At 67.9% G+C, this 22,003-nt stretch carries 24 protein-coding genes and 1 pseudogene; 11 read left to right on the forward strand and 14 right to left on the reverse strand.

What is annotated here, in order from left to right; translation table 11 throughout:
• Positions 1–7: 7 nt before the first annotated feature.
• The 3 genes from FB381_RS14675 to FB381_RS14685 are packed head-to-tail and all read right to left on the reverse strand — an operon-like array spanning position 8 to position 2,957.
• A complete protein-coding gene (locus tag FB381_RS14675; RefSeq protein WP_141780969.1) occupies positions 8–520 on the reverse strand; it encodes a DUF3830 family protein in 513 nt (170 codons plus the stop codon).
• Positions 517–1,968 (reverse strand): amidase, encoded by a 1,452-nt coding sequence (locus FB381_RS14680; RefSeq protein WP_141780970.1) that lies wholly within the window; start codon positions 1,966–1,968, stop codon positions 517–519. The genes FB381_RS14675 and FB381_RS14680 overlap by 4 nt, the downstream gene beginning before the upstream one ends.
• On the reverse strand, positions 1,965–2,957 hold the full coding sequence (locus FB381_RS14685; protein ID WP_141780971.1) for a D-2-hydroxyacid dehydrogenase: 993 nt from the start codon (positions 2,955–2,957) through the stop codon (positions 1,965–1,967). Before FB381_RS14685 ends, FB381_RS14680 begins: the two co-directional genes overlap by 4 nt.
• 93 nt (positions 2,958–3,050) lie before the next feature.
• Here FB381_RS14685 and FB381_RS14690 point away from each other — a divergent pair, with 93 nt between their 5' ends.
• From FB381_RS14690 to FB381_RS14705, 4 genes are all read left to right on the forward strand, one after another.
• The gene (locus FB381_RS14690) at positions 3,051–3,764 is read left to right on the forward strand and encodes a maleate cis-trans isomerase family protein (RefSeq protein WP_141780972.1); all 714 of its coding nucleotides are present in this window, start codon (positions 3,051–3,053) and stop codon (positions 3,762–3,764) included.
• Complete coding sequence (locus FB381_RS14695) at positions 3,761–4,480, forward strand: maleate cis-trans isomerase family protein (protein WP_141780973.1); 720 nt, start codon at positions 3,761–3,763, stop codon at positions 4,478–4,480. The genes FB381_RS14690 and FB381_RS14695 overlap by 4 nt, the downstream gene beginning before the upstream one ends.
• Positions 4,481–4,669: 189 nt before the next feature.
• Entirely contained in the window at positions 4,670–6,025 is a 1,356-nt protein-coding gene (locus FB381_RS14700; RefSeq protein WP_246088123.1) for an MFS transporter, read from the forward strand.
• 172 nt (positions 6,026–6,197) lie between these two features.
• A complete protein-coding gene (locus FB381_RS14705) occupies positions 6,198–6,857 on the forward strand; it encodes a GntR family transcriptional regulator (protein WP_211352441.1) in 660 nt (219 codons plus the stop codon).
• A gap of 46 nt (positions 6,858–6,903) precedes the next feature.
• Here the strand turns inward: FB381_RS14705 and FB381_RS14710 are convergent, their stop codons facing one another.
• Entirely contained in the window at positions 6,904–8,370 is a 1,467-nt protein-coding gene (locus FB381_RS14710; RefSeq protein WP_141780976.1) for an NAD-dependent succinate-semialdehyde dehydrogenase, read from the reverse strand.
• Positions 8,371–8,474: 104 nt separating this feature from the next.
• Here FB381_RS14710 and FB381_RS14715 point away from each other — a divergent pair, with 104 nt between their 5' ends.
• From FB381_RS14715 to FB381_RS14725, 3 genes are read left to right on the forward strand one after another with little or no spacing between them, the layout of a single operon-like run.
• Entirely contained in the window at positions 8,475–9,728 is a 1,254-nt protein-coding gene (locus tag FB381_RS14715) for an aspartate aminotransferase family protein (RefSeq protein ID WP_141780977.1), read from the forward strand.
• A complete protein-coding gene (locus FB381_RS14720) occupies positions 9,725–9,922 on the forward strand; it encodes a hypothetical protein (protein ID WP_246088124.1) in 198 nt (65 codons plus the stop codon). The genes FB381_RS14715 and FB381_RS14720 overlap by 4 nt, the downstream gene beginning before the upstream one ends.
• Before the next feature lie 43 nt (positions 9,923–9,965).
• The gene (locus FB381_RS14725; RefSeq protein ID WP_141780978.1) at positions 9,966–10,613 is read left to right on the forward strand and encodes a GNAT family N-acetyltransferase; all 648 of its coding nucleotides are present in this window, start codon (positions 9,966–9,968) and stop codon (positions 10,611–10,613) included.
• A 19-nt stretch (positions 10,614–10,632) separates the two neighbouring features.
• On the opposite strand, the gene FB381_RS14730 is transcribed toward FB381_RS14725, so the two are convergent.
• Positions 10,633–11,754, reverse strand: coding sequence for an FAD-dependent monooxygenase (locus FB381_RS14730; RefSeq protein WP_141780979.1), 1,122 nt, complete (start codon positions 11,752–11,754; stop codon positions 10,633–10,635).
• Between the two features lie 229 nt (positions 11,755–11,983).
• Here FB381_RS14730 and FB381_RS14735 point away from each other — a divergent pair, with 229 nt between their 5' ends.
• Positions 11,984–12,403, forward strand: a complete 420-nt coding sequence (locus FB381_RS14735) for a hypothetical protein (protein WP_141780980.1) — start codon at positions 11,984–11,986, stop codon at positions 12,401–12,403.
• Between the two features lie 36 nt (positions 12,404–12,439).
• On the forward strand, positions 12,440–12,826 hold the full coding sequence (locus tag FB381_RS14740; RefSeq protein ID WP_141780981.1) for a nuclear transport factor 2 family protein: 387 nt from the start codon (positions 12,440–12,442) through the stop codon (positions 12,824–12,826).
• A gap of 4 nt (positions 12,827–12,830) precedes the next feature.
• Here the strand turns inward: FB381_RS14740 and FB381_RS14745 are convergent, their stop codons facing one another.
• The 7 genes and pseudogenes from FB381_RS14745 to FB381_RS24290 form a co-directional block, all read right to left on the reverse strand.
• Entirely contained in the window at positions 12,831–13,817 is a 987-nt protein-coding gene (locus tag FB381_RS14745; protein WP_141780982.1) for a glycine betaine ABC transporter substrate-binding protein, read from the reverse strand.
• Positions 13,817–14,611, reverse strand: coding sequence for an ABC transporter permease (locus FB381_RS14750; RefSeq protein WP_141780983.1), 795 nt, complete (start codon positions 14,609–14,611; stop codon positions 13,817–13,819). The genes FB381_RS14745 and FB381_RS14750 overlap by 1 nt, the downstream gene beginning before the upstream one ends.
• Complete coding sequence (locus FB381_RS14755) at positions 14,608–15,819, reverse strand: ABC transporter ATP-binding protein (protein WP_141780984.1); 1,212 nt, start codon at positions 15,817–15,819, stop codon at positions 14,608–14,610. The genes FB381_RS14750 and FB381_RS14755 overlap by 4 nt, the downstream gene beginning before the upstream one ends.
• Entirely contained in the window at positions 15,819–16,460 is a 642-nt protein-coding gene (locus FB381_RS14760) for an ABC transporter permease (RefSeq protein WP_141780985.1), read from the reverse strand. Before FB381_RS14760 ends, FB381_RS14755 begins: the two co-directional genes overlap by 1 nt.
• A gap of 147 nt (positions 16,461–16,607) precedes the next feature.
• A complete protein-coding gene (locus tag FB381_RS14765) occupies positions 16,608–17,231 on the reverse strand; it encodes a flavin reductase family protein (protein WP_141780986.1) in 624 nt (207 codons plus the stop codon).
• Positions 17,228–17,692, reverse strand: coding sequence for a DUF6508 domain-containing protein (locus tag FB381_RS24465; protein WP_281285078.1), 465 nt, complete (start codon positions 17,690–17,692; stop codon positions 17,228–17,230). Before FB381_RS24465 ends, FB381_RS14765 begins: the two co-directional genes overlap by 4 nt.
• A 24-nt stretch (positions 17,693–17,716) precedes the next feature.
• Positions 17,717–18,220, reverse strand: a pseudogene (locus tag FB381_RS24290) (O-acetyl-ADP-ribose deacetylase); the annotation flags it as partial.
• Positions 18,221–18,316: 96 nt separating this feature from the next.
• On the opposite strand from FB381_RS24290, the gene FB381_RS14775 reads away from it, so the two are divergent.
• The gene (locus FB381_RS14775) at positions 18,317–19,219 is read left to right on the forward strand and encodes a phosphotransferase enzyme family protein (RefSeq protein WP_141780988.1); all 903 of its coding nucleotides are present in this window, start codon (positions 18,317–18,319) and stop codon (positions 19,217–19,219) included.
• Positions 19,220–19,266: 47 nt separating this feature from the next.
• Positions 19,267–20,487: a magnesium transporter CorA family protein gene (locus FB381_RS14780; RefSeq protein ID WP_141780989.1), complete on the forward strand. Its 1,221-nt coding sequence runs from the start codon at positions 19,267–19,269 to the stop codon at positions 20,485–20,487.
• Here the strand turns inward: FB381_RS14780 and FB381_RS14785 are convergent, their stop codons facing one another.
• Together FB381_RS14785 and FB381_RS14790 are read right to left on the reverse strand one after the other, a co-directional pair.
• Positions 20,488–21,375, reverse strand: coding sequence for a hypothetical protein (locus FB381_RS14785; protein WP_141780990.1), 888 nt, complete (start codon positions 21,373–21,375; stop codon positions 20,488–20,490).
• A gap of 7 nt (positions 21,376–21,382) precedes the next feature.
• Positions 21,383–21,997, reverse strand: coding sequence for a hypothetical protein (locus FB381_RS14790; protein ID WP_141780991.1), 615 nt, complete (start codon positions 21,995–21,997; stop codon positions 21,383–21,385).
• Positions 21,998–22,003 lie beyond the last annotated feature (6 nt).

Consider the following 22,003-nt stretch of genomic DNA (forward strand, 5'->3'; position numbering starts at 1 on the left):
AGTGCCCCTAGGCGCTGTCCTCGTGAGAGCGGGCGAAGGCGAGGATCTCGTCGGTCGCACCGTTCATCCACACGTCCTGGCATGCGGCCGCCATCTCCTCGAGACCGTCGACGATCGTGCCGAAGACGTTGCCGGGCACCCAGCCCTGGTCGCCGTTGATGAGCAGGTTGTTGCGGCCGTAGAAGAGGGCGAGGTCGACGATCTCGGTCATCTCACCCGGGCCGCGGTCCTGCGGGTAGCCGTAGGACGGGTTGCCGAGGTCGTCGGAGGAGAACGCGAAGTAGCACAGGTCGCCCGGGATCGGCGTGATCGTGGTGTTCTCCTTGCCCGGCTCCTTCGCGGCGAAGGCAGGAACCAGGTGGTAGATCTCGTTGCGGGCGTACTTGCCGTGGAAGACCTGGCCACGCAGCGGCAGCGCGTCCCACACCGCACCGGCGGTGCGTGGCGCCTCCTCGTCGAGCAGGCGGGCGAGGCACGAGACGCCGCGGCGCTCGAGGCTGACGGTGAGATAGCGGCTCATCGGGATGCTCCTGGATCGTCGACCGGTCGGACGAACCGCTCGCCGCCGGCCCGCTCGTAGGTGCGGGCGGCTCGCAGGACTCGTGCGTCGTCGTGGCGCGCGCCGACGATCTGCAGCCCGACGGGCAGTCCCGCCGTGGTGGTGCCGCACGGCACGCTGGCGGCGGGCTGCTGGGTCATGTTGAACGGGTAGGTGTAGGGGGTCCAGCTCGTCCACCACTGCGACGGCCAGCCCTGCGGTGCCTGCAGACCGCGCTCGAACGCGGTGATCGGCATCGTGGGGGTGATCAGCAGGTCGTACGCCTCGTGGAACCGCCCCATCTGCCGACCGAGGTCCATCCGCACCGCCATCGCGTCCAGATAGTCGCCGGCAGAGCCGCGGCCCTTGGTCTCGATGCCCTCACGCAGCAGCGGGTCGATCTGCTCGATCGCACCGGGCGGATAGGAGTCGAGCACCTTCGCCGCGCCGCAGAACCAGAGCACCTCGAACGCGTCGACGGGGTCGGCGATCTCGGGATCGACCTCCTCCACCTGAGCGCCCTCCGCGGCCAGCACGGCGGCCGCGGCGCGCACCAGCTGCTCCACCTCGGGATCGTTCTGCCCGTATCCGAGCGTGGGCGAGAAGGCGATCCGGAGGCCGTCGATGCCGTCCTCCAACCCGTCGAGGAAGGAGACGGCCGGGGTCGGCATCGCCGACCAGTCCCGCGAGTCACGACCGGCGATCACGTCGAGGAGCGCTGCCGCGTCGGCCACGCTCCGGGTCATCGGCCCCGCGTGCGAGAGCGTGCCGAAGGGGCTGGCCGGATAGAGCGGGACGAGGCCGTAGGTCGGCTTGATCGTCATCGTTCCCGTGAACGCCGCCGGGATCCGGACCGAGCCGCCGCCGTCGGTCCCGACCGCCCACGGGCCCATGCCCGAGCCGACCGCCGCGGCCGCACCACCGCTGGAGCCGCCCGAGGTCACGCTCGGGTCCCAGGGGTTTCCGGTCGAGCCGAAGCGGATCGAGTCGGTCACGCCCTTCCAGGCGAACTCCGGCGTGCTCGTCTTCCCCACCAGCACGGCGCCGGCCTCGCGCAGTCGCGCCACGACCGGAGCGTCCTCGGGCCACGGTCCGGCCTCGTCGATGAGCCACGTGCCGCGGATTGTCGGCAATCCTACGGTCCACAGGATGTCTTTGATCGAGGTCGGTACACCGTCGGCGGGTCCCAGCGGCCTCCCCGATCGCCACCTCTCCGTGGACGCGGCGGCCTGAGCCAACGCTCCGTCCGCGTCGACACGGACGAAGGCGTTCAGCGCCGGGTCGCTGGCCTCGATCGCATCCAGCACCGACCGGGTCGCCGTGGTCGGCGTGAACGCACCAGAGCGATAGCCGGCCACCAGCTCGGCGGCGGTCAGCGCGCTGAGCTCGGCGCCGGGCACCTCTGCGGACCGAGACCGTGCGCCGGTCATGGGCTGTCGCACTCCTGGGAGACGACGAAGCCGCGTTGCTTATCGACGACGTTCAGGAGCGGCTCGGCGGCGAGCCAACGACGCGCGTTGTCCACGAACTGGTCGGCCAGCGCCTCTCGCCACCCCTCGTAGTCGCCGGACATGTGCGCGGATACGGCCACGCCCGGCATCGACCACAACGGGCTCGGCTCGGGCAGCGGCTCGACCTCGAAGACATCGAGCGACGCCCACTCGACGGGGCCGTCTCGGAGCGCCTCGACGAGTGCCGGCTCGTCGACGATCGCGCCGCGGCCGATGTTGACCAGGTGGCTGCCCGACTTCATCGCGGCGAGCACGTCAGCGCTGATCAGACCCCGGGTATCAGCGGTCAGAGGAGCCGCGACCACCACGTGGTCGGCCCACCCGACGTGGGCCGCCAGGTCGGTGCTGGCCACGATCTCGCCGAAGTCGGGGTCGCTGCGGGCAGTGCGGCCCGCGCCGCGTACGTCCATCCCGACCGCCCGCAGCAGCCGAGCGGTCTCGCGGCCGATCGAGCCGGTGCCGACCACGAGCGCGGTCTCGCCTCGCACCATCCGTGTCTCCCGGCGATGCCAGGTCTTCGTGGCCTGCAGGTCATGGCTGTGGTGGATGTCTTTGGCCACGGCCAGGATGGAGCCGAGCACGAACTCCGCGATCGGTCGGTCGAAGATCCTGCGGGCGTTGGTGACCACGACGTCGGAGGCGACCAGCTCCGGGAAGAGCAGCTTGTCGACCCCGGCGGCGGCGACATGGATCCAGCGCAGCGACCCGGCACTCGGCCAGGCGTCGACCACGGCCTCGGAGAAGAAGTCCCACAGCAGGAGCGCGTCGGCACCTCGCAGCGCTTCGGCGAGACCGTCGGCATCGGTGTAGGTGACGTCGGCCTGCGCCTCGATCCGGTCGATCCCTGCCGGGCGGGCGCCGTCTGGTGGGCACAGGATGGTGATCGCAGCGCGCCCGGACGTCTTCAAGAAAATCCTCCTGCGCTCGTCACACCTCAGCAGCAATCCAAGACTACGCTAGGAACTCAGATTGAAGATTGTCAACAATCCTAGCGAGGCGCGATGACCCCGACCGTACGCATCGCCATGGTCGTGCCGCATGACATGGTGCTCGACCACGAGCTGTGGCGGTGGGCCCCGGCCGACGCCAGCCTGCTCTTCACCCGGACGTCCTTCATCGACGGTCCGGTCACCCTCGAGATGATCGAGGAGATCGGAGAGACGGCGGTCGTCGAGCGGGCCGCGCGCGACCTGTCGGCCGCCGAGCCCCACGTCTACGTCTATGCCTGCACCTCCGGTAGCTTCGTCCACGGACGCCGCGGCGAGCGGCGGCTGACCGCGGCGATCAGCCACGCCGGAGGCGGCCGGCCCGCGGTCACCACCTCCGGGGCCATCGTGGACTCCCTCTCCGCTCTCGGTGTCTCCCGGGTCGCGGTCGCCACCCCCTACGACGCCGAGCTCGCCGCCCGCTTCGGCGCGTTCCTGACCGAGTCGGGCATCACGGTGGCGAGCACCGGCGACCTCGGCCTGGGTCATCACATCTGGGAGGTGCCCGACGAGACCACGCTCGAGCTGGTGCGGGCCGCCGACTCCGACTCCGCCGAGGCGGTCGTCATCTCGTGCACCAACCTGGCGACGTACGACATCATCGGCCACCTCGAGGCAGAGCTCGGCAAACCGGTCATCTCGGCCAACCGGGCGACCATGTGGGCGGCCCTCCGGCTGGTCGGGCGCACCCCGCCGACCGCCGAGACGTTCCTGGGGCAGGCGTCATGACCGAGCGTCCGGTCATCGGGCTGCTCTATCCGGGCTACGCCGCAGAGGACGACTTCGCGACGCTGGAGGCCACGCTGGCCGGCGCTGTCCGACTGCCGCTGGTCCACACCTCGATCGGCCGTGACGAGCACACCGTCGAGGCCCTTCTCGACACCGGATCGACGGCTCGCCTCGAGGAAGGTGCCGACGCGATCGCGGCCCACTCCCCCGATGCCGTGATGTGGGCCTGCACCTCGGGGAGCTTCGTCTACGGCCCTGACGGCGCCGCGGCCCAGTGCCGAGCCATCGCCGAGCGCATCGGTGTGCCGGTGTCCTCGACGTCGATCGCGTTCGTCGAAGCGGCCAGGGCCCTCGGCCTCGAGCGAGTCGCTGTCGCGGCCTCCTACCCCGAAGACCTCGTGGCCCACTTCCGTGGCTTCTTGGCTGCCGGCGGCATCGACGTGGTCTCGTTCGGGTCCAGCGACATCTTCACGGCCGCGGACGTCGGCCGCCTGCCTGCCGACGCAGTGGTCGAGATGGCCCGGTCGGTCGACGTCGAGGCGGCCATGGCAGTGCTCGTCCCGGACACCGCGATGCATACCCTGACCTGCATCGATGCCTTGGAGTCAGCCCTCGGCAAACCCGTGCTGACCGCCAACCAGGTGACCCTGTGGGAAGGCCTGCGACTCGCCGGTGCCACCCGCCCCCTGCCCGGACTCGGGGCACTGTTCGGGTAACGTCGATGCGTTACGTAAACCTCTCGTCACAATCTCGCGCGGTTGCCGAATCGCCCTAGCCAGGGCGCACGCGCAGCGCTAACGTGACGCGAATTGTTGACAAACATATTGTCGACACCCGCGGGTCAATGCGGTCCCCAGCCATCAATCACACCGAGCAGGTGAGAAGAAATGTCAGGAACCCCCACCATGCCCTCACACGAGGCACAACCCGATAAATCGAAACTCCGCAGAGCCATAACGGGCTCTGCGGTCGGCAATGCGACCGAGTGGTTCGACTACGGCGCCTTCGCCTATGTCGCCACCGAGATCACCGACAACTTCTTTCCCGACTTCGGGTTCGTCGGCACGGCTCTCGTCTTCGCGATCTCCTTCATCCTCCGCCCGCTCGGCGGCATCTTCTGGGGCCCGCTCGGCGACCGTATCGGGCGTCAGCGAGTCCTTGCTCTGACCATCATCATGATGGCCGCGGCGACGTTCTGCGTGGGTCTTCTCCCGACCTACCACGACATCGGCTTCTGGGCGGTCATCCTGCTGGTGATCCTGCGAGTGATCCAGGGCTTCTCGACCGGTGGTGAGTACGGCGGCGCCGCGACCTACATGGCGGAGACCGCGCCCGACAACCGCCGCGGCTTCTACGGCAGCTTCCTCGAGTTCGGCACCATCGTCGGTTTCACCGCCGCGATCGGCGTGGTCTTCGCGACCGAGTCGATCATCGGCGCCGAGGCCATGGGCGAGTGGGGCTGGCGTATCCCGTTCCTCATCGGTGGTCCGATCGGCCTGATCGGGCTCTACATCCGCACCAAGCTCGAGGAGACCCCGGTCTTCCAGGAGCTGGACCAGGAGGAGCAGGTCGCGGGCGGCGCGGGTGCCGCGCTCAAGGACCTGGTCAGCCTGTTCTGGCGGCCGATCGTGACCTTGATGGCCCTGGTGGCGGCGCTGAACATCGCCAACTACACGCTGCTCACCTACATGCCGACCTACCTCACCCAGTCGGCAGGCTTCGAGTCGACCGACGCCGACCTGCTGGTGATCTTCGGCCAGGTCGCGATGCTGATCTTCATTCCCATCGCCGGCGCGCTCTCCGACAAGATCGGCCGCAAGCCCATGTGGGGCGCGTCGTTCATCGGCCTCATCATCCTGGCCGTGCCGATGTTCCTCCTGATCGGCCAGGGCTTCTGGCCGGCGGTGATCGGCTTCTCGGTCCTGGGCATCGTCTACGTCGCCCAGCTGGCCACCATCAGCGCGACCTTCCCGGCGATGTTCCCCTCGCAGGTGCGCTACGGCGGCATGGCGATCGGCTACAACATCTCGACCGCCCTCTTCGGCGGCACGGCGCTGTACGTCAACGACGCCCTGATCGGCGCCACCGACAACAACCTGATGCCGGCGTTCTACATGATCGCCGCATCGGTCGTCGGTCTGATCGCGCTGTTCTTCGTGGTCGAGACCGCCGGCAAGTCGATCCGCGGCACCGAGATCCCGGGCACGCCCGAGTCGGAGGCCGAGATCTCCGAGATGGACGACCCGACTCAGCCGGCCTGAGCCTGATGCCCTGACGAGCGGGCCCGGTGCGACGTACGCCCGGGCCCGCTCTTCTCGTCTCGGGGTCCGTCGATCGTCGACCTCGAGGCCACATGCAATGATTGTCAACAATCAAACTTCTTCTCGGCAGCCATCGGAGACTACGTTGACAGCGACATCGAGCTTCGAACCCGTGCACAGAGAGTCGACGGCCTCGGTCATCGCTCGCCAGCTGCGCACAGCGATCATGGAGCGCTCTCTGCAACCCGGCGCACAGCTGAGCGAGACCGCTCTCTCGGCCCAGTTCGGCGTCAGTCGCGGCCCGCTCCGCGAGGCGATGCAGCGGCTGGTCCAGGAGGGGCTGCTCCGCAGCGAGCCCAACCGTGGCCTCTTCGTCATCGAGCTCGACGAGGCAGACATCAGCGACGTCTACGTGGCCCGAGGCGCTGTCGAGAGTGCCGCCGCGACGATGATCACCAAGGCGCGGGTGCCCGCCGCGCTGCGCGAGCTCCGCGCCGCCTGCGACGCGATGAGCAAGTCGCTCGAGCTCTCCGATCCCGCGGCGCTGAGCGACGCCGACTTCAACTTCCATGACGTGCTCGTGCAGTGCTCCGGCAGCCAACGACTGGTCAGGATGCACCAGACCCTGATCGTGGAGACGAGGATGTGCCTGACCGCTCTGGAAGGCACCTACCAGCAGCCGCTCGAGCTGGTCGAGGAGCACGTGCAGATCGTCGACGCCATCGAGGCGGGCGACGTGAAGCTGGCCGTCAGGCGCGTCGAGCAGCATATGGACGAGGCCCTGCGGCGCCTGGTCCACGCCGAGGACGACGACCCCAACTACGGCGGCTGAGCCAGGGCAGAACGGAACCGGGCCGACCGAACAGGTCCGACGGCGCCTACATCGCGATCCCGACGTACTTGGTCTCGAGGAACTCCTCGATCCCGGTCGGTCCGCCTTCACGCCCGAGCCCGGAGGCTTTGACGCCGCCGAAGGGCGCCGCGGGGTTGGAGACGACACCCTGGTTGAGCCCGATCATGCCCGACTCGAGCGCTTCGGCGACGCGCAGCCCGCGGCGCAGGTCGTTGGTGAAGACGTAGTTCACCAGGCCGTACTCGGTGTCGTTGACCGCCGCGACCACCTCCTCCTCGGTGTCGAAGGGGGTCAGCGGAGCGACCGGCCCGAAGATCTCCTCGCTGCCCATCCGGGCCGAGGCGGCGACGTCGGTGAGTACCGTCGGTGCGTAGAAGAATCCCGGCCCGTCGATGGCTGCGCCGCCGGTGAGCACCCGCGCGCCGCCGGCCACGGCATCGTCGACGAGGGTCTGCACCTTGTCTCTGGCCGTCTCGTCGATGAGCGGCCCGACGCGCACGCCGTCATCGACCCCGCGCCCGACCGGCAGCTCGGCCATCGCCTTCGCGAGACGCTCGCCGAACTCCTCGATGACCGGGCGCTGCACGAAGATCCGGTTGGCGGCCGTGCAGGCCTCCCCCGTGTTGCGCATCTTCGCCGCCATCGCGCCGGCGACCGCCTCGTCGATGTCGGCGTCCTCGAAGACGACGAAGCCGGCGTTGCCGCCGAGCTCCATCGACGTACGCAGCACCTTCTCCGCGCTCTGCTCGAGAAGTTTCCGCCCCACCGCCGTCGACCCGGTGAAGGAGAGCTTGCGGATCACCCCGGAGCGCAGCAGTGGCTCGGTGAGCTCGCCCGGGCGACTGGTCGGCAAGATGTTGACAATCCCCTCAGAGGTGCCGGCCTCTCGCAGGATCTCCCCCAGGGCCAGCATCGACAGCGGGGTCTGCTGGGCGGGCTTGATGATGCTGGTGCACCCGGCCGCGATGGCCGGCCCGATCTTGCGGGTGCCCATCGCCATCGGGAAGTTCCACGGCGTGATCAGCAGCGCCGGGCCGACCGGCTGCTTGGTGACCAGGAACCGTGCTCCTCCTGCCGGGGCCGTCTGGTAACCGCCGTCGATCCGCACGGCCTCCTCGGCGAAGTGGCGGAAGAACTCCGCGGCGTACGCGATCTCGCCCTTCGCCTCGGCCAGCGGCTTGCCCATCTCCAGCGTCATCAGCAGCGCGAGGTCGTCGATCCGCTCGTGCAGGAGGTCGTACGCGGCCATGAGCATGTCGGCGCGCACCCTCGGCGCGGTCGCGGCGAGCTCCTTCTGGGCGGCCGCCGCGGCATCCAGCGCGCGCTGCGCATCGTCGGGGGTGGCGTCGGCGACGGCGCAGAGCACGTCTCCGGTCGACGGGTCGAGCACGTCGAACGTGCCGCCGTCGCTCGCGTCCATCCACCGGCCCGCGACGAAGAGCCCCTTGGGCACCTCTTCGACGACCCGCGCCTCGGTCTGGTCCTTGCTCATCCCGCACCTCCAGGGTTGGCATCTCGGCCGCTCTGATGACAGCCGCCCGACGCTGCCCTACTCTAGTGTTTGGTCGGATTGTCGACAATCAACAGGAGCTTCCGGTGGCCCACCTCTCCCCCGTCCTCAAGCAAGCAACCCCGGTCGTCGCTGCACGTGGCGAAGGCGTCCAGCTCTTCGACGAAGACGACCGCCGATATCTCGACTTCACCGCCGGCATCGGTGTCACCAGCACCGGCCACAGCCATCCGAAGGTGGTCGAGGCCGCGCAGCGTCAGATCGCCTCGCTGGTCCACGGTCAGTACACGACGGTGAAGCACCGCCCCCTCCTCGACCTCGTCGAGCGCCTCGGCCCCGTGCTCCCCCAAGGCCTCGACAGCCTCTTCTTCGCCAACTCGGGCTCCGAGGCCGCTGAGGCCGCGATCCGCCTGGCCCGCCAGGCGACCGGGCGCCCCAACATCGTCGTCTTCCACGGCGGCTTCCACGGGCGCACGGTCGCGGCCGCCTCGATGACGACCTCCGGCACGAAGTTCCGTGCCGGGTTCAGTCCGCTGATGGCCGGCGTGGTCGTCTCCCCCTTCCCTGACGCCCCACACTTCGGCTGGACGCAGGAGGAAGCGACCGACTTCGCGCTGCGTCAGCTCGACTACACCCTGCAGACCCAGAGCGCCCCCGCCGATACCGCGGCATTCATCGTCGAACCGGTCCTCGGCGAGGGTGGCTACGTCCCCGCCGACGAGACCTTCCTCAACGGCCTGCGTGAGCGCGCTGACAAGCACGGCATCCTGCTCATCATCGACGAGGTGCAGACCGGGTTCGGTCGCACCGGCGAGTTCTGGGGCCACGACCACTTCAACGTGCGCCCCGACATCATCATGACCGCCAAAGGCCTGGCCTCCGGGTTCCCCCTCTCCGCCATCGCCGCCGGCGAAGGGCTGATGTCGAAGGCATGGCCGGGCTCGCAGGGTGGCACCTACGGCGCCAACGCCGTCGCCTGCGCCGCGGCCCTGGCAACCCTCGAAGTCATCGAGGAGGAAGGTCTGGTCAAGAACGCCGCCGAGCGTGGCGCCCAGCTCCGCTCCTCCCTGGAACGGGTCGCCGACAAGCACGAGGCGATCACCGACGTACGCGGCTTGGGCCTCATGCTCGGCAACGAGTTCCGCACGCCGGCCGGCGACCCCGATCCAGCCGTAGCGGCCGCCGCCCAGCAGGAAGCCGCCAGACGCGGCCTCCTCCTGCTCACCTGCGGCGCCTGGAGCCAGGTCGTTCGTTTCATCCCCGCCCTGGTCGTCGACTCCGATGCCGTCGACGAGGCCGCCGGCATCTGGGCCGAGTCCGTCGCCGCGGTCCTGACGTGACCGCTCCGATGACCGACGACCTCGAGCGTCTGCTCCGCTGGGAGGCGGCGGGCGCGACCTGGGAGGCGATCTGGCCGCGCGCCGGTGAGGTCACGGTGGTGCTGTGCACCTGCGACAGCGGCGAGGAGGTCGACCGCTACACCTCGACAGCGGCCGACCTGATCGACTACGTGCAGCACCCCGCCGAGCGCTGATATCCGGTTGCCGCTCGGTCCGGGCGCCTTCGATGATGACGAGATGACCTTGACCGACGTATGGCCCCTGTTCGGACTGGTGATCCGGACCCCGCGACTCGAGCTGCGCCTGCCCACCGACACCGAGATCGGGAGCCTGGCCCAGGTGGCCGCCGACGGCGTGCACGAGCCCGGCCAGCGACCGTTCCTGACGCCCTGGGCCGAACGCCCACCACAGGAGCGTGCCCGGTTCGTGGCGCAGGGCACCTGGTCGAGCCTCGGCGGCTGGGAGCCCGACGACTGGGGCCTCGGTCTGACCGTGTTCGCCGACGGCTCCCCGCTGGGCGTCGTGTGGGTCTCGGCCAGCGAGTTCGGCGTGCGACGCGAGGTGAGCACCGCGTCGTGGCTCGGGCTGCGACACCACCGCAGGGGCATCGGCACCGAGGCCCGGCTCGCCGCCCTCACCCTCGCCTTCGACCATCTCGGCGCCGCCTACGCGACCTCCGAGGCCTTCCCCGACAACGCCGCCTCGATCGGCGTCTCCACCAAGCTCGGCTACGAGCCCGACGGCATCTCCCGCGACGTACGCGACGGCGAGGTGCTCGTCTCCCACCGGCTCCGACTCGGCCGCGAACGCTGGGAGCACAACGACCGCAGCGGCATCGAGGTCGACGGCGTCGACGCCTGCCGTTCGCTGTTCGGCGTGTCTTGACCCGACAGGCCCTGGCTGCTCATCGACCCAGCAGGCCCGCGATCGCACCTACTCCGGTGATCCCGGCGTCCCGAGCCGCGAGGACCGCTCCGTTGTCGATCTGGCCCACGGTTCCGACCAGCCGCGACGCCCTCACCAGCCGCTGGGTCGCCGGCCGTCGTTCCCGGTCGTACGCCGTGAGCGCCCGCCCGATCTCCGGCTCGTCGACCAGCCGGGCGACCAGCGCGGCAGCGTCCTCGACGGCCGCGCAGGCACCCTGCCCGAGATTGGGGGTCATCGCGTGCGCGGCGTCGCCGAGCAGCGCGACGCGTCCGTGATCGAACCGCCCCAGCGGGAGGCGTAGGTCGCAGATGTCGTTGCGGAGCACGGCGTCGGCAGGTGTCGCCGCGATCAGCTGAGCGATCGGCTCGTGCCAGTCGCCGACGAGAGCCGTCACGTCGCGGTGGTGGTCGTCGCTGCGCTCCCCCGCCGGCCGGTTGGCGGAGACGAACCAGTAGGTGCGTCCGTCCACCAGCGGTGCGTACCCGAACCTCACCCCCGCTCCCCAGGTCTCACCACCAGAGGTCGACGCCTCGCCCGGCACCGGCTTCGCGGTGACGCCGCGATAGGCGGTGTAGCCCGCATAACGTACGTCGTCTCGTGACCGCACCCCGCTACGGATCGAGCTGCGAATACCGTCGGCGGCGACCACCAGGTCTGCCTCGAGGCTGTCGCCGGCGGTGGTCTCGACGACCGCGCCACGGCCACCGTCGCACACCTGGTCGACCGTCACCCCGGTGCGTATCTCCACCTCGCCGAGCGATCCGACCAACGCCTCGTGGAGCCGCGCACGGTGCACCATCACGGGGCCACGCGCAGTCGTCGCCGCGCCGGCCTTCGCCAGCCAGCGTCCGTCGGGCCGGCGCAGCCCCGCCTGGATCGCCGGCCGCACACCGTCGACGAGGTGCTCCGCGACCCCGAGCTCGGTGAGGATCGCCCAGGCCCGCGGCCAGATCGAGATGCCGGCCCCGACCTCACCGAGCTGCGGCGCACGCTCGAGCACCGTCACCCGCCACCCGGCACGATCCAGCGCGGCAGCCACGGTGAGCCCTCCGATCCCCGCACCGACCACCAGAGCGCTCCGACCCGACGATTCGTCCATGAGAAGCAATCTAGTGGTGCGTCGCGGAAGTTCCTGATCGGTTGGCGTCGCCAGGGTGTGTGCATCGCAAGGCGGCGCCGCGTAGGCATACCGGGGTCTTTCAAGGGGCGCCAACGCGGCGAGGTGCGTGCCATGGCGGCGCGAAGCGCCCAGGAACTTCAGTGACGCGCCACTGGTGATGAGTACGCGCACTCATGCCAGCACGGGCCGGATCGGGGAGGCTGGACCCATGAAGCTCCTCGTACGCCTCGCGGCAGTCCTCGGCGGCACCGCCCTCTACACCTTCGCCGCGATCAAGCTCTTCCCCGGCGAAGACGCCAACATCGGCGCCGGGTTGATCTACTTCGGGCTGCTGATCGTCGTCGCGGGGCTGTGGGGTCTGTGGGACGGCAGCCACGCGACGACCCTGCCGCGCGTGTTCGTGCGGTGGGCGGTGGTCGCCGTCGTGGTCGGCCTCGCGTTCCCGATCCGCATCTGGTCGACCGAGGGCCGTGACTTCGACGTCCTGTGGAGCGACCTGTCGATGCTCACACCGTTCGTGGCCGGGCTCGTGCTCGCACCGGCCGCGGTGGGCATCGCCCTGGGCCACGTTCTCGGCGCCAAGCCCCGGACCCGTACCCCGAGCGCGCCACCGCACCTGTCGCTCTAGGCTCTGCTCTGCAACCAACCCATGAGGAGCCGTCAGATGACCACCTTCCGCGAGACGATCGAGGCCAAGGACATGGACGCCGTCGAGGCGATGCTCGCCGACGACGTCGTCTTCACCAGCCCGGTGGCGTTCAAGCCCTACCCCGGCAAGCCGATCACGGCCGCGATCCTGCGCGCGGTGGTGAAGGTGTTCGACGACTTCACCTACGTCCGAGAGATCCACGACGGCGCCCACCATGCCTACGAGTTCACCGCGAAGGTCGACGGGCTCGACCTCAACGGCTGCGACTTCCTGACCTACGACGACGAGGGCAAGATCGTCGACTTCAAGGTGATGGTGCGCCCGCTGCGCGCCGCCGAGGCCCTCGCCGCCCGGATGGGCGCGCAGTTCGAGGAGATCAAGGCGGCGGCAGCACAGGGCTGACCCCTCAGTCGACGAGCTTCTCCTCGCGCAGCCAGTCCCAGGCCACCTCGGCCGGGTCTCGGCCATCGACGTCGACCTCCGCGTTGAGCTCGGCGATGACGTCGTTGGTGAGCTTCTCCGAGACCGGCCCGAACAGCTTCTCGATGTCAGGGCTCTCCTCGAGCACCTTCTCGGGCACCACCAGCGAGGCGTTGTACTTCGGGAAGAAGCTGCGGTCGTCGGCCAGCGGCGTCAGGTCCAGAGCCTTGATCCGGCCGTCGGTGGTGAACACCTCGCCGAACGTGCACTGTCCCTTGGCGGTCGCGTCGTAGATCGCACCGGTCTGCAACGTACGCAGGTTCTTCCTCGGCACTCCCTGGGGGCTGCCCAGCCGCAGGCCGTAGGCGTCGAGCATGCCCTTGAGGCCGTCGGGGCGGTTGGTGAACTCCGACTCGATGCAGAACGTACGTTCCTTCGCCGGCACCTTGCTCATCTCGGAGAGCTTCGTGATGCCGTACTTCTTCTCGCTCTCCGCGGTGATCGCCATCGTGTAGGTGTCGTTCATCGGCGCCGGCGGCAGCCAGACCAGATCGTTCTCGCGCAGGTCGGCGTCGCGGGTGGCGATGTACTGCTTGCGCTCGTCGGGGATCGGCTTGGCGTTCTCCAGGTAGGTCAGCCAGGCGGTGCCGGTGTATTCCCAGGTGAGATCGATCTGCCCGGCCAGCTGGGCCTCGCGGGCCGCGGCACTGCCGGGGATGTTGGTCAGATCCTTGACGTCGGCACCGGCCGACTTGAGCATGATCACCGTCATCTTGCCGAGCAGGATGCTCTCGGTGAAGTTCTTCGAGCCGACCGAGAGGCTCTCGCCGCCGAGGTCGATGCCCTCGACAGGTCCGGTGAGCTCGCCGCTCTTCGAGAAGCCGCCCGCGGTGCCCAGCCCGATGCCGCACCCCGAGAGCGCGATCGCGACGACCGCGGCGGTGGCGGCAAGGCCGATTCGTTTGAGTCGCATCAGATCCCCTTCGGTCGGAGGACGACCTCGAGCACGCGGCCAACCCATTCGATGAGCAGCGCCAGCAGCGCGATGAGCAGCGCCGCGGCGACCATGACCGGGAAGCGGAAGAGCGTGATGCCCGACGTCAGCGCGCCACCGAGCCCGCCCGCACCGATGAAGGTCACCAGCGCGGCGGTGCCGACGACGAGCACGAGCGCGGTACGGATGCCGGCCATGATCACCGGCAGCGCGAGCGGCAGCTCGACGCGCAGCAGCACGCCCGCCCCGGACATCCCGATGCCGCGACCGGCCTCGACCAGCGTGGGGTCGACGCCCTGCAGGCCGGTGATGGTGTTGCGCAGCACCGGGAGGAGGCCGTAGATCACCAGCCCGAGCACGCCGGTCCAGAAGCTGAAGCCGAGCCAGATCGCCAGCAGCACGATCAGCCCGATCGACGGCGCCGCCTGACCGGCGTTGGCCACAGCGACCGCCGCCGGGGCGATCGCCTTGGCCTTGCCACGGGTCAGCAGGATGCCGAGCGGCACGGCGACGATCACCACGATCAGTGACGCGACGAGGGTGATCGCGACGTGGGTGACGAGCTGCTCGCGGATCGCGGCCCAGGCCAGCGTCGACTCCTCGATCGAGTCGAGGTCGGCCGTCTGCCGCCAGATCACGTAGCCGATGAACAGCACGCCGACCACGATCGGGAGCACCAGCAGCATCGCCGTGCTCTCACCGCCCGGCAGGCGCAGCCGCGAGCGGCGTACGGACTGCCCCGGATCGGTGACGGTCGGGTCGAGCGTGGTCATGACCCGACCTGACCGGTGTCGGCGGCGGCCTCCTCGGCGGCCACCTCCTGGGCAACCGCCTTCTCGACCGTACGCATGTGGCCGGTCACGCTCTCGAAGTCGGCCACCCCGAGATACTGGTCGCGGCTGTCGTTGACGATCGCGCCGCCATAGCTGGAGGCCAGCATGACGTCGAGCGCGTCGTTGAGGGTGGCGCGCTCGTCGAGAGTGACCAGCTTCTCGCGGTCGCCGGCCAGGATCGTGTCGTTGCGCGCGACCTCGCGCAGGAACCGCCACGCCACGGGTCGTCGCCGGGAGTCGAGGATCACCAGGCTGTTGTCGCCGGCGGCCTCGGCCCGGGAGATCGCCTCGCGGCTGGCCTCCCCCACCGTGGCCGTGCTCGGCTTGCGCAGCTCGACCTCGCTGACGCGGGAGAGGCTGAGCTGCTTGAGCGCGGACCCGGAGCCGACGAAGTCGTCGACGAAGTCGTTGGCGGGCGCGGCGAGGATCTTCTCGGGAGTGTCGTACTGCGCGATGCGCCCACCCTCCTGGAGGATCAGCACCCGGTCGCCGAGCTTGATCGCCTCGTCGATGTCGTGGGTGACCATGACGATCGTCTTGTGCAGCTCACGCTGGATGCCGAGCAGCTCGTCCTGGAGGCGCTGACGGGTGATCGGGTCGACGGCACCGAACGGCTCATCCATCAAGATCACCGGCGGGTCGGCGGCGAGCCCGCGGGCCACTCCGACGCGCTGCTGCTGGCCGCCGGAGAGCTCGCGCGGATAGCGGTCGCGATAGCGGTCGGGCTCGAGACCGACGAGGTCGAGCAGCTCGTCGACACGCTCGGTGATCCGCGCCTTGTCCCAGCCGAGCAGCTTCGGCACGATCGCGATGTTGGTGGCGACCGTCATGTGCGGGAAGAGCGAGCCGCCCTGGATGACGTAGCCGATGTGGCGGCGCAGCTCGTCGGACTTGCGCCCGGAGATGTCTTCGCCCCCGAGCCTGATGGTGCCTGAGGTGGGCTTGATCAGACGGTTGATCATCTTCAGCGAAGTGGTCTTCCCGCAGCCCGAGGGGCCGACGAAGATGACCATCTCGCCGGCGGGGATGGTCAGGCTCAACGAGTTGACCGCGGCCGCCTTCTGCCCGGGATAGCGCTTCTGCACCTCCTCGAGCTCGATCTCGATGCCGCTGACCTCGCTGGCCGCATGCGCAGGTGTGGTGGTCATCAGACTCGGATTCCCTTCGAAGTTGTCAAACGCCCGACGAGCACGAGCACCAGGTCGAGGAGCAGCGCCAGGACGACGACGCCGAGCGTGCCGACCAAGGCATAGTTGAGGGCGTTCTTGCCGCCGATCTGGGCCAGGCCGGTGAAGATGTAGCTGCCCAGACCCGGGCCGAGCACGTACGCCGCGATCGCCGCGATGCCCATCGACATCTGCAACGAGACCCGGATGCCGGCGAGGATCACCGGCCAGGCGAGCGGGAGGCGCACGCGGGCCATCACCGCGGCCTCGCCCATGCCCATGCCGCGCGCCGACTCGATCAGCACCGGCGAGACTCCCTGGAGGCCGACCACCGCGTTGCGCAGGATCGGCAGCACGGCGTAGAAGCACACGCAGATGAACGCGGTGGTGGCCCCGATGCCGCTGGCCGGCATCAGCAGGCCGACCAGGGCGAAGCCCGGGATGGTCAGACCGATCGCGCTGGTGGTGTTGGCGACGCCGCTCAGGCGCGGGATCTTGGTGACGAGCATCGCCAGCAGGATCGCGACGACGGTGGCCACGGCAACGGCCAGCACGACGAGATAGACGTGTTGAAAACCGTCATAGAGGATCTGTTGGTGTCGTTCCTTGATGAAGTCCCACACGCCCTGAGAACACCTCCGCGGCCGGTCGTCTCATATTCAATGAACCGTTGCCTAGCCAACCACACCCAGCCGCCGCGGGATCGATCTGACATCGAAACGTGACCATTTTTGCAGGTCAGGAGAGATCGAGGCCGTCTCGATACCGGTTCACCGATAGAGCTCCTCGTCGATGCTCGCCAGGCTGGAGGGGTGGACCCGATCCCCGAGACCGTAGAAGTGCTGGAAGCTCATCATCAAGGGCCGCCAGCGGTCGGGATCGATCCGGTGGGGATGACCGTCGAGGCGTAGCTCCGGAGCCACCCGCACCGCCGTCACCCCGACCTCGACCGCGACCAGCTTCGGCGCACCGAGATCGTGCACCGATGACACCCTGCCCTCCAGATGCACGGGACACTCGGCGACCGAGGTCGGAAGCACGGTCTCGGAGCCGTACGGCGTCAGCCCGGCACGGGCGTACTTGTCCGCGACGAACGCGTAGCCGCGGGCAGCCTTGGCGGGCGAGAGCTGCGCACTGCCCGTGGTCAGCGCGAGCCGGTCGACCTGACCGACGAGGTCGACGCTGGGGAGATTGATGACGATCTCGGGCCGGTCCCTCAGGTTGCGCGCGGTCTGCGACGACGCGCCGACCCCGAGCACAGCCGTACGCCCCAGCCAGAAGACCGACGACATCGGCATGAGGTTGGTGGTGCCGTCCTCGTTGAGCGTGGAGAGCAGGGCGACCGGGGTGCCGAAGTAGAGAATGGCCGGATCGATGTCGATGTGCGAGGTCATGCCTCGAAGCTAGGGCGAGCCGGTGGCGACTTCCGGCGGATATCGGCCGCTGCAGTCAGCGCTCGGACTCGTGCCAGGAGCGCAGCCGGGCGATGATCGCGTCGATGGTGCCGTCCTGCACGACCTGGCCGAAGACGCCTTCGTTGAACCGCTCGCCACGGGGTGTAGACCGTCGCCAACCGGGCGGCGTCGGCCGCGGGAGCATCAGTCAGGCGAGCGATGTCGGAGCACAGCACGTTGCCGCTCATCCACTTGATCCAGTCGACGTTCGCCCCAGGAAGCGTGCGGTAGAGGCTGCTCACCCGGTCGCTGTATATCGGATACGGCCACTGGGTCACGCCGTCGGCGTTCTTCTCACCGCCGCCATAGGTGACCTCGCGATCCTGCTCCGTCATCGCATCGGCGATCTCGAAGAGCCCCTGCCACTGCTCGTGTGACACCTTCCGCAGCTCGGCCTCCACTTCCTCGTCGGACGGGTCCAGGGCCCCGCGAGCCCGGTCGAACGCGGCGTACGACTCCTCGTCGAAGAGCACGAACCTGACCTCCTCCACGGCTGTCTGCGCCCGCGCGGCCGTCCACAGCAAGACGTACGCCGCCTCCTCGGTCGGGTAGCGATAGACACCCGTCGAGATCGCCGGGAACGCCACCGTCCGCGCTCCGACCTCGTCGGCGATCCGAAGCGACTCGCGTACGCACGACGCCAGCAGCCCGACGTTGTCCTGCCCCTCGTCGTAGACCGGGCCGACCGTATGGATCACCCACTGCGCCGGCAGATCACCCGCCGTCGTCGCGACCGCCTGCCCCGTCGGCAGCCCACCCCCGAGATGCCCCGCCCGCAACAGCCGGCACTCCTCGAGGATCGCCGGCCCACCGCGCCGGTGGATCGCCCCGTCCACCCCTCCCCCGCCCAGCAACGACGAGTTCGCGGCATTCACCACCGCATCGACCTGCTGCTCAGTGATGTCCCCGCGTACGACCGTGATCTCCACGCCCTCGACCCTATCCGCCTGATAGCGGCTGCGGCGGTCAGGAATTCTCGTCCAGCTTGGCCCGTGCTCGCGCATCCGAACGCTAACCTCGTAACCGTGGATCGGGCCGAGTTGGACTTAGTCGCATGGGCGTTCGCCGACGACGGAGTACCCACCGAAGCATTGCAGGAGTTGGCCGCGGAACTGGCGCCGGACGGCGTGGGCCGTATCGAGTTGCTTCGCCGAGGTTCCAACGTCGTGCTGCAAGCCCCTGAGTCCCGGTGCATCCTGCGCCTTCAGCACGCGCACCTGGCGGATGCCGTCAAGGCCAACCTCGACCTGGTCGCACGTCTCACCGCGACAGGCGCTCCCCTCGTCGGCCCCTTGACTTCTCGCGTGGCAATGACCGACGTGGTCGTGCTCACCGCTTGGCCGGCCGGCCAACCTGCAAACGCCGAGGACACGGCGGCATTGGGAGCGGTCTTGCAAACGCTCCATGATGTACAGCCACCCAGGGAGCTTTCGCTGGTGAACGTGACAGATCGGTTCGATCGCAGATTCGCCGACCTGCCCTCCGATATCCCGAACCGGATCGCCAAAGCGCTGCGCGATCATGCCGATCTCGCGGTAGACACGTTGCGCGCTGCCTCTTCGTCCTCAGACGTTCTTCTCCACGGCGACGCCCATGTCGGCAACCTGGTGTTCCTCCACGACGAACCCCGCCTGATCGACCTCGACGACCTCTGTCGCGGGCCGCGCGAGTTCGACCTCGCGCCCTCTCTGGCCTCCTACCAACGATTTCACCGCGACGACCGACGTTGGCAAGCGTTCAGAGCGGCCTACGGTGAAAGTGCTGATTGGGATCTTGTGAACACATTGACGGTCGTTCGGGAGGCAACGATGAATACGTGGTTGGCCGGCCTGTGGGAACACGACCCGCATGCGCGAGACGAGTTGATCCACCGTGTTGATACCTGGGACAAGGATTGGAACTCTCACGAACCCTGGCGGGCAATGTGACAGCACGAACCCAGGACTGGGTTGCTCCGTGGAGCAGCCGTTCGACCGTGCGACTCGTTCTCATCGCCGAGATCGAACCGCTCGATCCGGCGTCCGAGACCAAGACGGCCAGACCTGTCGCTGACGTCCTGGATTTCGGTCGCCTCGCACCGCACGTCCTGCGCAATCGGGACGTCTTCGTGCATTGCCACACGGCGGCCTCGCACTCCAGGGACGAAGTCTCGTGGAAACGCGCGGCGCAAGTCGTGCACACTGATCGGGCTGTCGGATCCGTCTGGGCAACGCCTGGCGCTGGCGCAGACTTCTACGTGCAACTGGTCGATATCACGCCCTCCGACGGAATCCCCGACCTTGTCGCTGCCCTCGAGGACATGTATTACGGCGATCTGGTCTTGCCCGATCCGGGGATCCCGATGCGCCGCGTCGACGGCGGGCGTACGCATCAGATCGTCATCTTCTCCGATCCCGGCGACCGCGAGCTCACCGAGGACGAGATCCAGCGGCTGATCTATCGGGCCGACCTCGACGCGCGGCCCGAGTACAGCGACATCGTCCGGCCGACGGAGCTGAACCGTCGTGTCGGGCGCGGCGCGGCGTTGGGGCCGTTCGTCTCGGTCCTCTGGGGGCAGCAGGACTACATCGAGAACTGTGCCTTCTTGTCCGCCATCACCGGCGCCACGGCTTCAGTGGTGATGTTCGAGGCCCGAAGCGACCTGATGCAAGAGATCGCGGCAATCGGCAATCACCATGGCGACCGACTCGCCGCGGACGACACACGGGACCGACTCGACGGCGTCAACCGAACGCTCGCCAGCATCGAGAATCGGATCGCCCTGTGCATCGATGGCGTCTCGACGATCATGCCGTACGTTCCGTCCCTCCGCGTCGAGAGCTTCCACCGGGCGCTCTTCACGGCCCTCGACACGGAGTTCAACCGCACTGCGCTACAGCGCCTGCTCGAACGGCTTCACGCCTTGGTTGATCTCGAGCAGGAGATGTTGAGCTCACGAGTCGCCCAAGAGTCTGACGACCGCACATTGCGCTGGTCACTCTCGATCGGTCTAGCGTCGCTTGTCGCCGTCCCGTTCACCATCGTGTTTGGGTTCTTCGGGGCCAATGCGAACGAGATCGACTCGGCCAGATCGATCTTCTCGATGCAGTACTGGCCCATCTTCGCCATCGTCGGAGGCGCGACCCTCGCCATCGGCATGCTGCATCTGATGCTCTATCTGCATCACAAGCGAGAATCTCACAGACGCCGAAAATGATCAGAGATTCTCAACCCACGTTCGAATGTCGCCGACCGCGTCCTCCAGTTGACTGTTCAGCTGCTCAAGAGTTTCTTCAGCGTTCTGCACAACTATGTGGACGTCAAGCATCTCTGCACTCCCCACGACTTGGCCGACGCGTTGCACGATGCCGTTCCATTCTTCAACTTCGCTCTTTGCGCCGACTACACGCAGACCAGCGCGCGAGACGGCCTCCGCAGCGCGAAGAGAGCTCTCCTTGACACCGTCGAGCAGTGAACTGTGCGAGCCCTCTCGCTTACCCAGCAGAGGGACGTCGACACGCGCCTTGCCCTGCTTGAGCTGGACGTACTCTCGCGTCACTAAAGGTTGCCTACGCACATTCGCGTAAGCAGTGGCTACGCCAGCGAGAAGTCCGCCGCGATATCGATTTCGAGCTGTCCTTGAGTCCTTCCAGAACTCGATGGGTATCGCCCGCAAAGCCTCGAAAAGAGCGCCATAACCAACGTAATATCCTGGCCCGCGACCGCGGTCAGCTTCGAGTCCGTAAGCAACGTCTCGCAGACCGTCCAAAGCATCCTCAGAAAGGCCGCTCACCGGGTGGCCAATGCGGCGGACGAGAGCATCAGCTCCATCATATCCGGCTCTCCCCGCCGGGTCCGACCGCAACTGGCGAAGGCGTTCTTCCCATGCTTTCGCCTTGAGAAGGGGGCCGCCAACGAACGCGTTGAGGACGGTCAACTCGTCTGGCAACGACAATGGGCCGTCCGGCTTCGCCACCGTGACACCTAGCTTCTCGCCGTCTTTCTCAGAGAGTGCCGCCTTGACTCCAAGTTGAAGTGCCAGGCCGAGGTCATCGCGCTTCCTGCGCCGAAGCTCCCTGAGCTTGACGGCATCCGGATCCGCCATCGGCTTTTCACTCCTTTACGAACAATTCGACCCTATGATGTCTAACGAGATGTTGCAGATCCCCCTGCAAGATCTGCTCAGCAAACGCCTTCTTTTCCTCTGGAACCGCCTCCGTGACGGCACGCAATATCTCGGCCAGAGAACTCGGGCTACTCCCCATTGACGACACAGCCATCAACGTCGCACCATATGCAACTCCTTGCGAATCTCCAGCCTCGAAAAGAGCCGGACCTCCCGAGGCACTGAAAGGTTCTGGCTGCGATTTGGAGGGAACTGTCTCGGCGACCTTACGAATCTGGATATCCGCGAGCTCATCATCCGTCAACGGACGATTTCCAAACTGCATCACGAGCCCGTTTTCGTTCAGTTCGTTGAGCTGAGTTCGCACGGCGTCGACGTTGCCTGACGACTCGACCCATTCGGCGAGTGCGAGTTCTGCGGGCGCTGTCGAAAGAATCTCGAGAAGCGCCGCGTACCCCGTCGGAAGCGGAAGCGACCCTGACCCAATTCGAAGGACCGCATGATCACTGGCGGTCTCAGAGGAAATGTCCACGGTCGAGTCCACGATCTCACTGCTGGATCTGACTCCCTCGTAGACGCCGATGGGGAGGTACCACGTCACTTTCTT

The organism is Nocardioides albertanoniae, assembly GCF_006716315.1.
GTDB classification, from domain to species: Bacteria; Actinomycetota; Actinomycetes; order Propionibacteriales; family Nocardioidaceae; genus Nocardioides; species Nocardioides albertanoniae.

Excerpts from the sequence above, each read along its gene's own strand:
- FB381_RS14675 (WP_141780969.1), bottom strand. The coding sequence starts at position 520 with ATGAGCCGCTATCTCACCGTCAGCCTCGAGCGCCGCGGCGTCTCGTGC.
- FB381_RS14680 (WP_141780970.1), bottom strand. The coding sequence starts at position 1,968 with ATGACCGGCGCACGGTCTCGGTCCGCAGAGGTGCCCGGCGCCGAGCTC.
- FB381_RS14690 (WP_141780972.1), top strand. The coding sequence starts at position 3,051 with ATGACCCCGACCGTACGCATCGCCATGGTCGTGCCGCATGACATGGTG.
- FB381_RS14695 (WP_141780973.1), top strand. The coding sequence starts at position 3,761 with ATGACCGAGCGTCCGGTCATCGGGCTGCTCTATCCGGGCTACGCCGCA.
- FB381_RS14700 (WP_246088123.1), top strand. The coding sequence starts at position 4,670 with ATGCCCTCACACGAGGCACAACCCGATAAATCGAAACTCCGCAGAGCC.
- FB381_RS14710 (WP_141780976.1), bottom strand. The coding sequence starts at position 8,370 with ATGAGCAAGGACCAGACCGAGGCGCGGGTCGTCGAAGAGGTGCCCAAG.
- FB381_RS14725 (WP_141780978.1), top strand. The coding sequence starts at position 9,966 with ATGACCTTGACCGACGTATGGCCCCTGTTCGGACTGGTGATCCGGACC.
- FB381_RS14730 (WP_141780979.1), bottom strand. The coding sequence starts at position 11,754 with ATGGACGAATCGTCGGGTCGGAGCGCTCTGGTGGTCGGTGCGGGGATC.
- FB381_RS14735 (WP_141780980.1), top strand. The coding sequence starts at position 11,984 with ATGAAGCTCCTCGTACGCCTCGCGGCAGTCCTCGGCGGCACCGCCCTC.
- FB381_RS14740 (WP_141780981.1), top strand. The coding sequence starts at position 12,440 with ATGACCACCTTCCGCGAGACGATCGAGGCCAAGGACATGGACGCCGTC.
- FB381_RS14745 (WP_141780982.1), bottom strand. The coding sequence starts at position 13,817 with ATGCGACTCAAACGAATCGGCCTTGCCGCCACCGCCGCGGTCGTCGCG.
- FB381_RS14750 (WP_141780983.1), bottom strand. The coding sequence starts at position 14,611 with ATGACCACGCTCGACCCGACCGTCACCGATCCGGGGCAGTCCGTACGC.
- FB381_RS14755 (WP_141780984.1), bottom strand. The coding sequence starts at position 15,819 with ATGACCACCACACCTGCGCATGCGGCCAGCGAGGTCAGCGGCATCGAG.
- FB381_RS14765 (WP_141780986.1), bottom strand. The coding sequence starts at position 17,231 with ATGACCTCGCACATCGACATCGATCCGGCCATTCTCTACTTCGGCACC.
- FB381_RS14785 (WP_141780990.1), bottom strand. The coding sequence starts at position 21,375 with ATGGCGGATCCGGATGCCGTCAAGCTCAGGGAGCTTCGGCGCAGGAAG.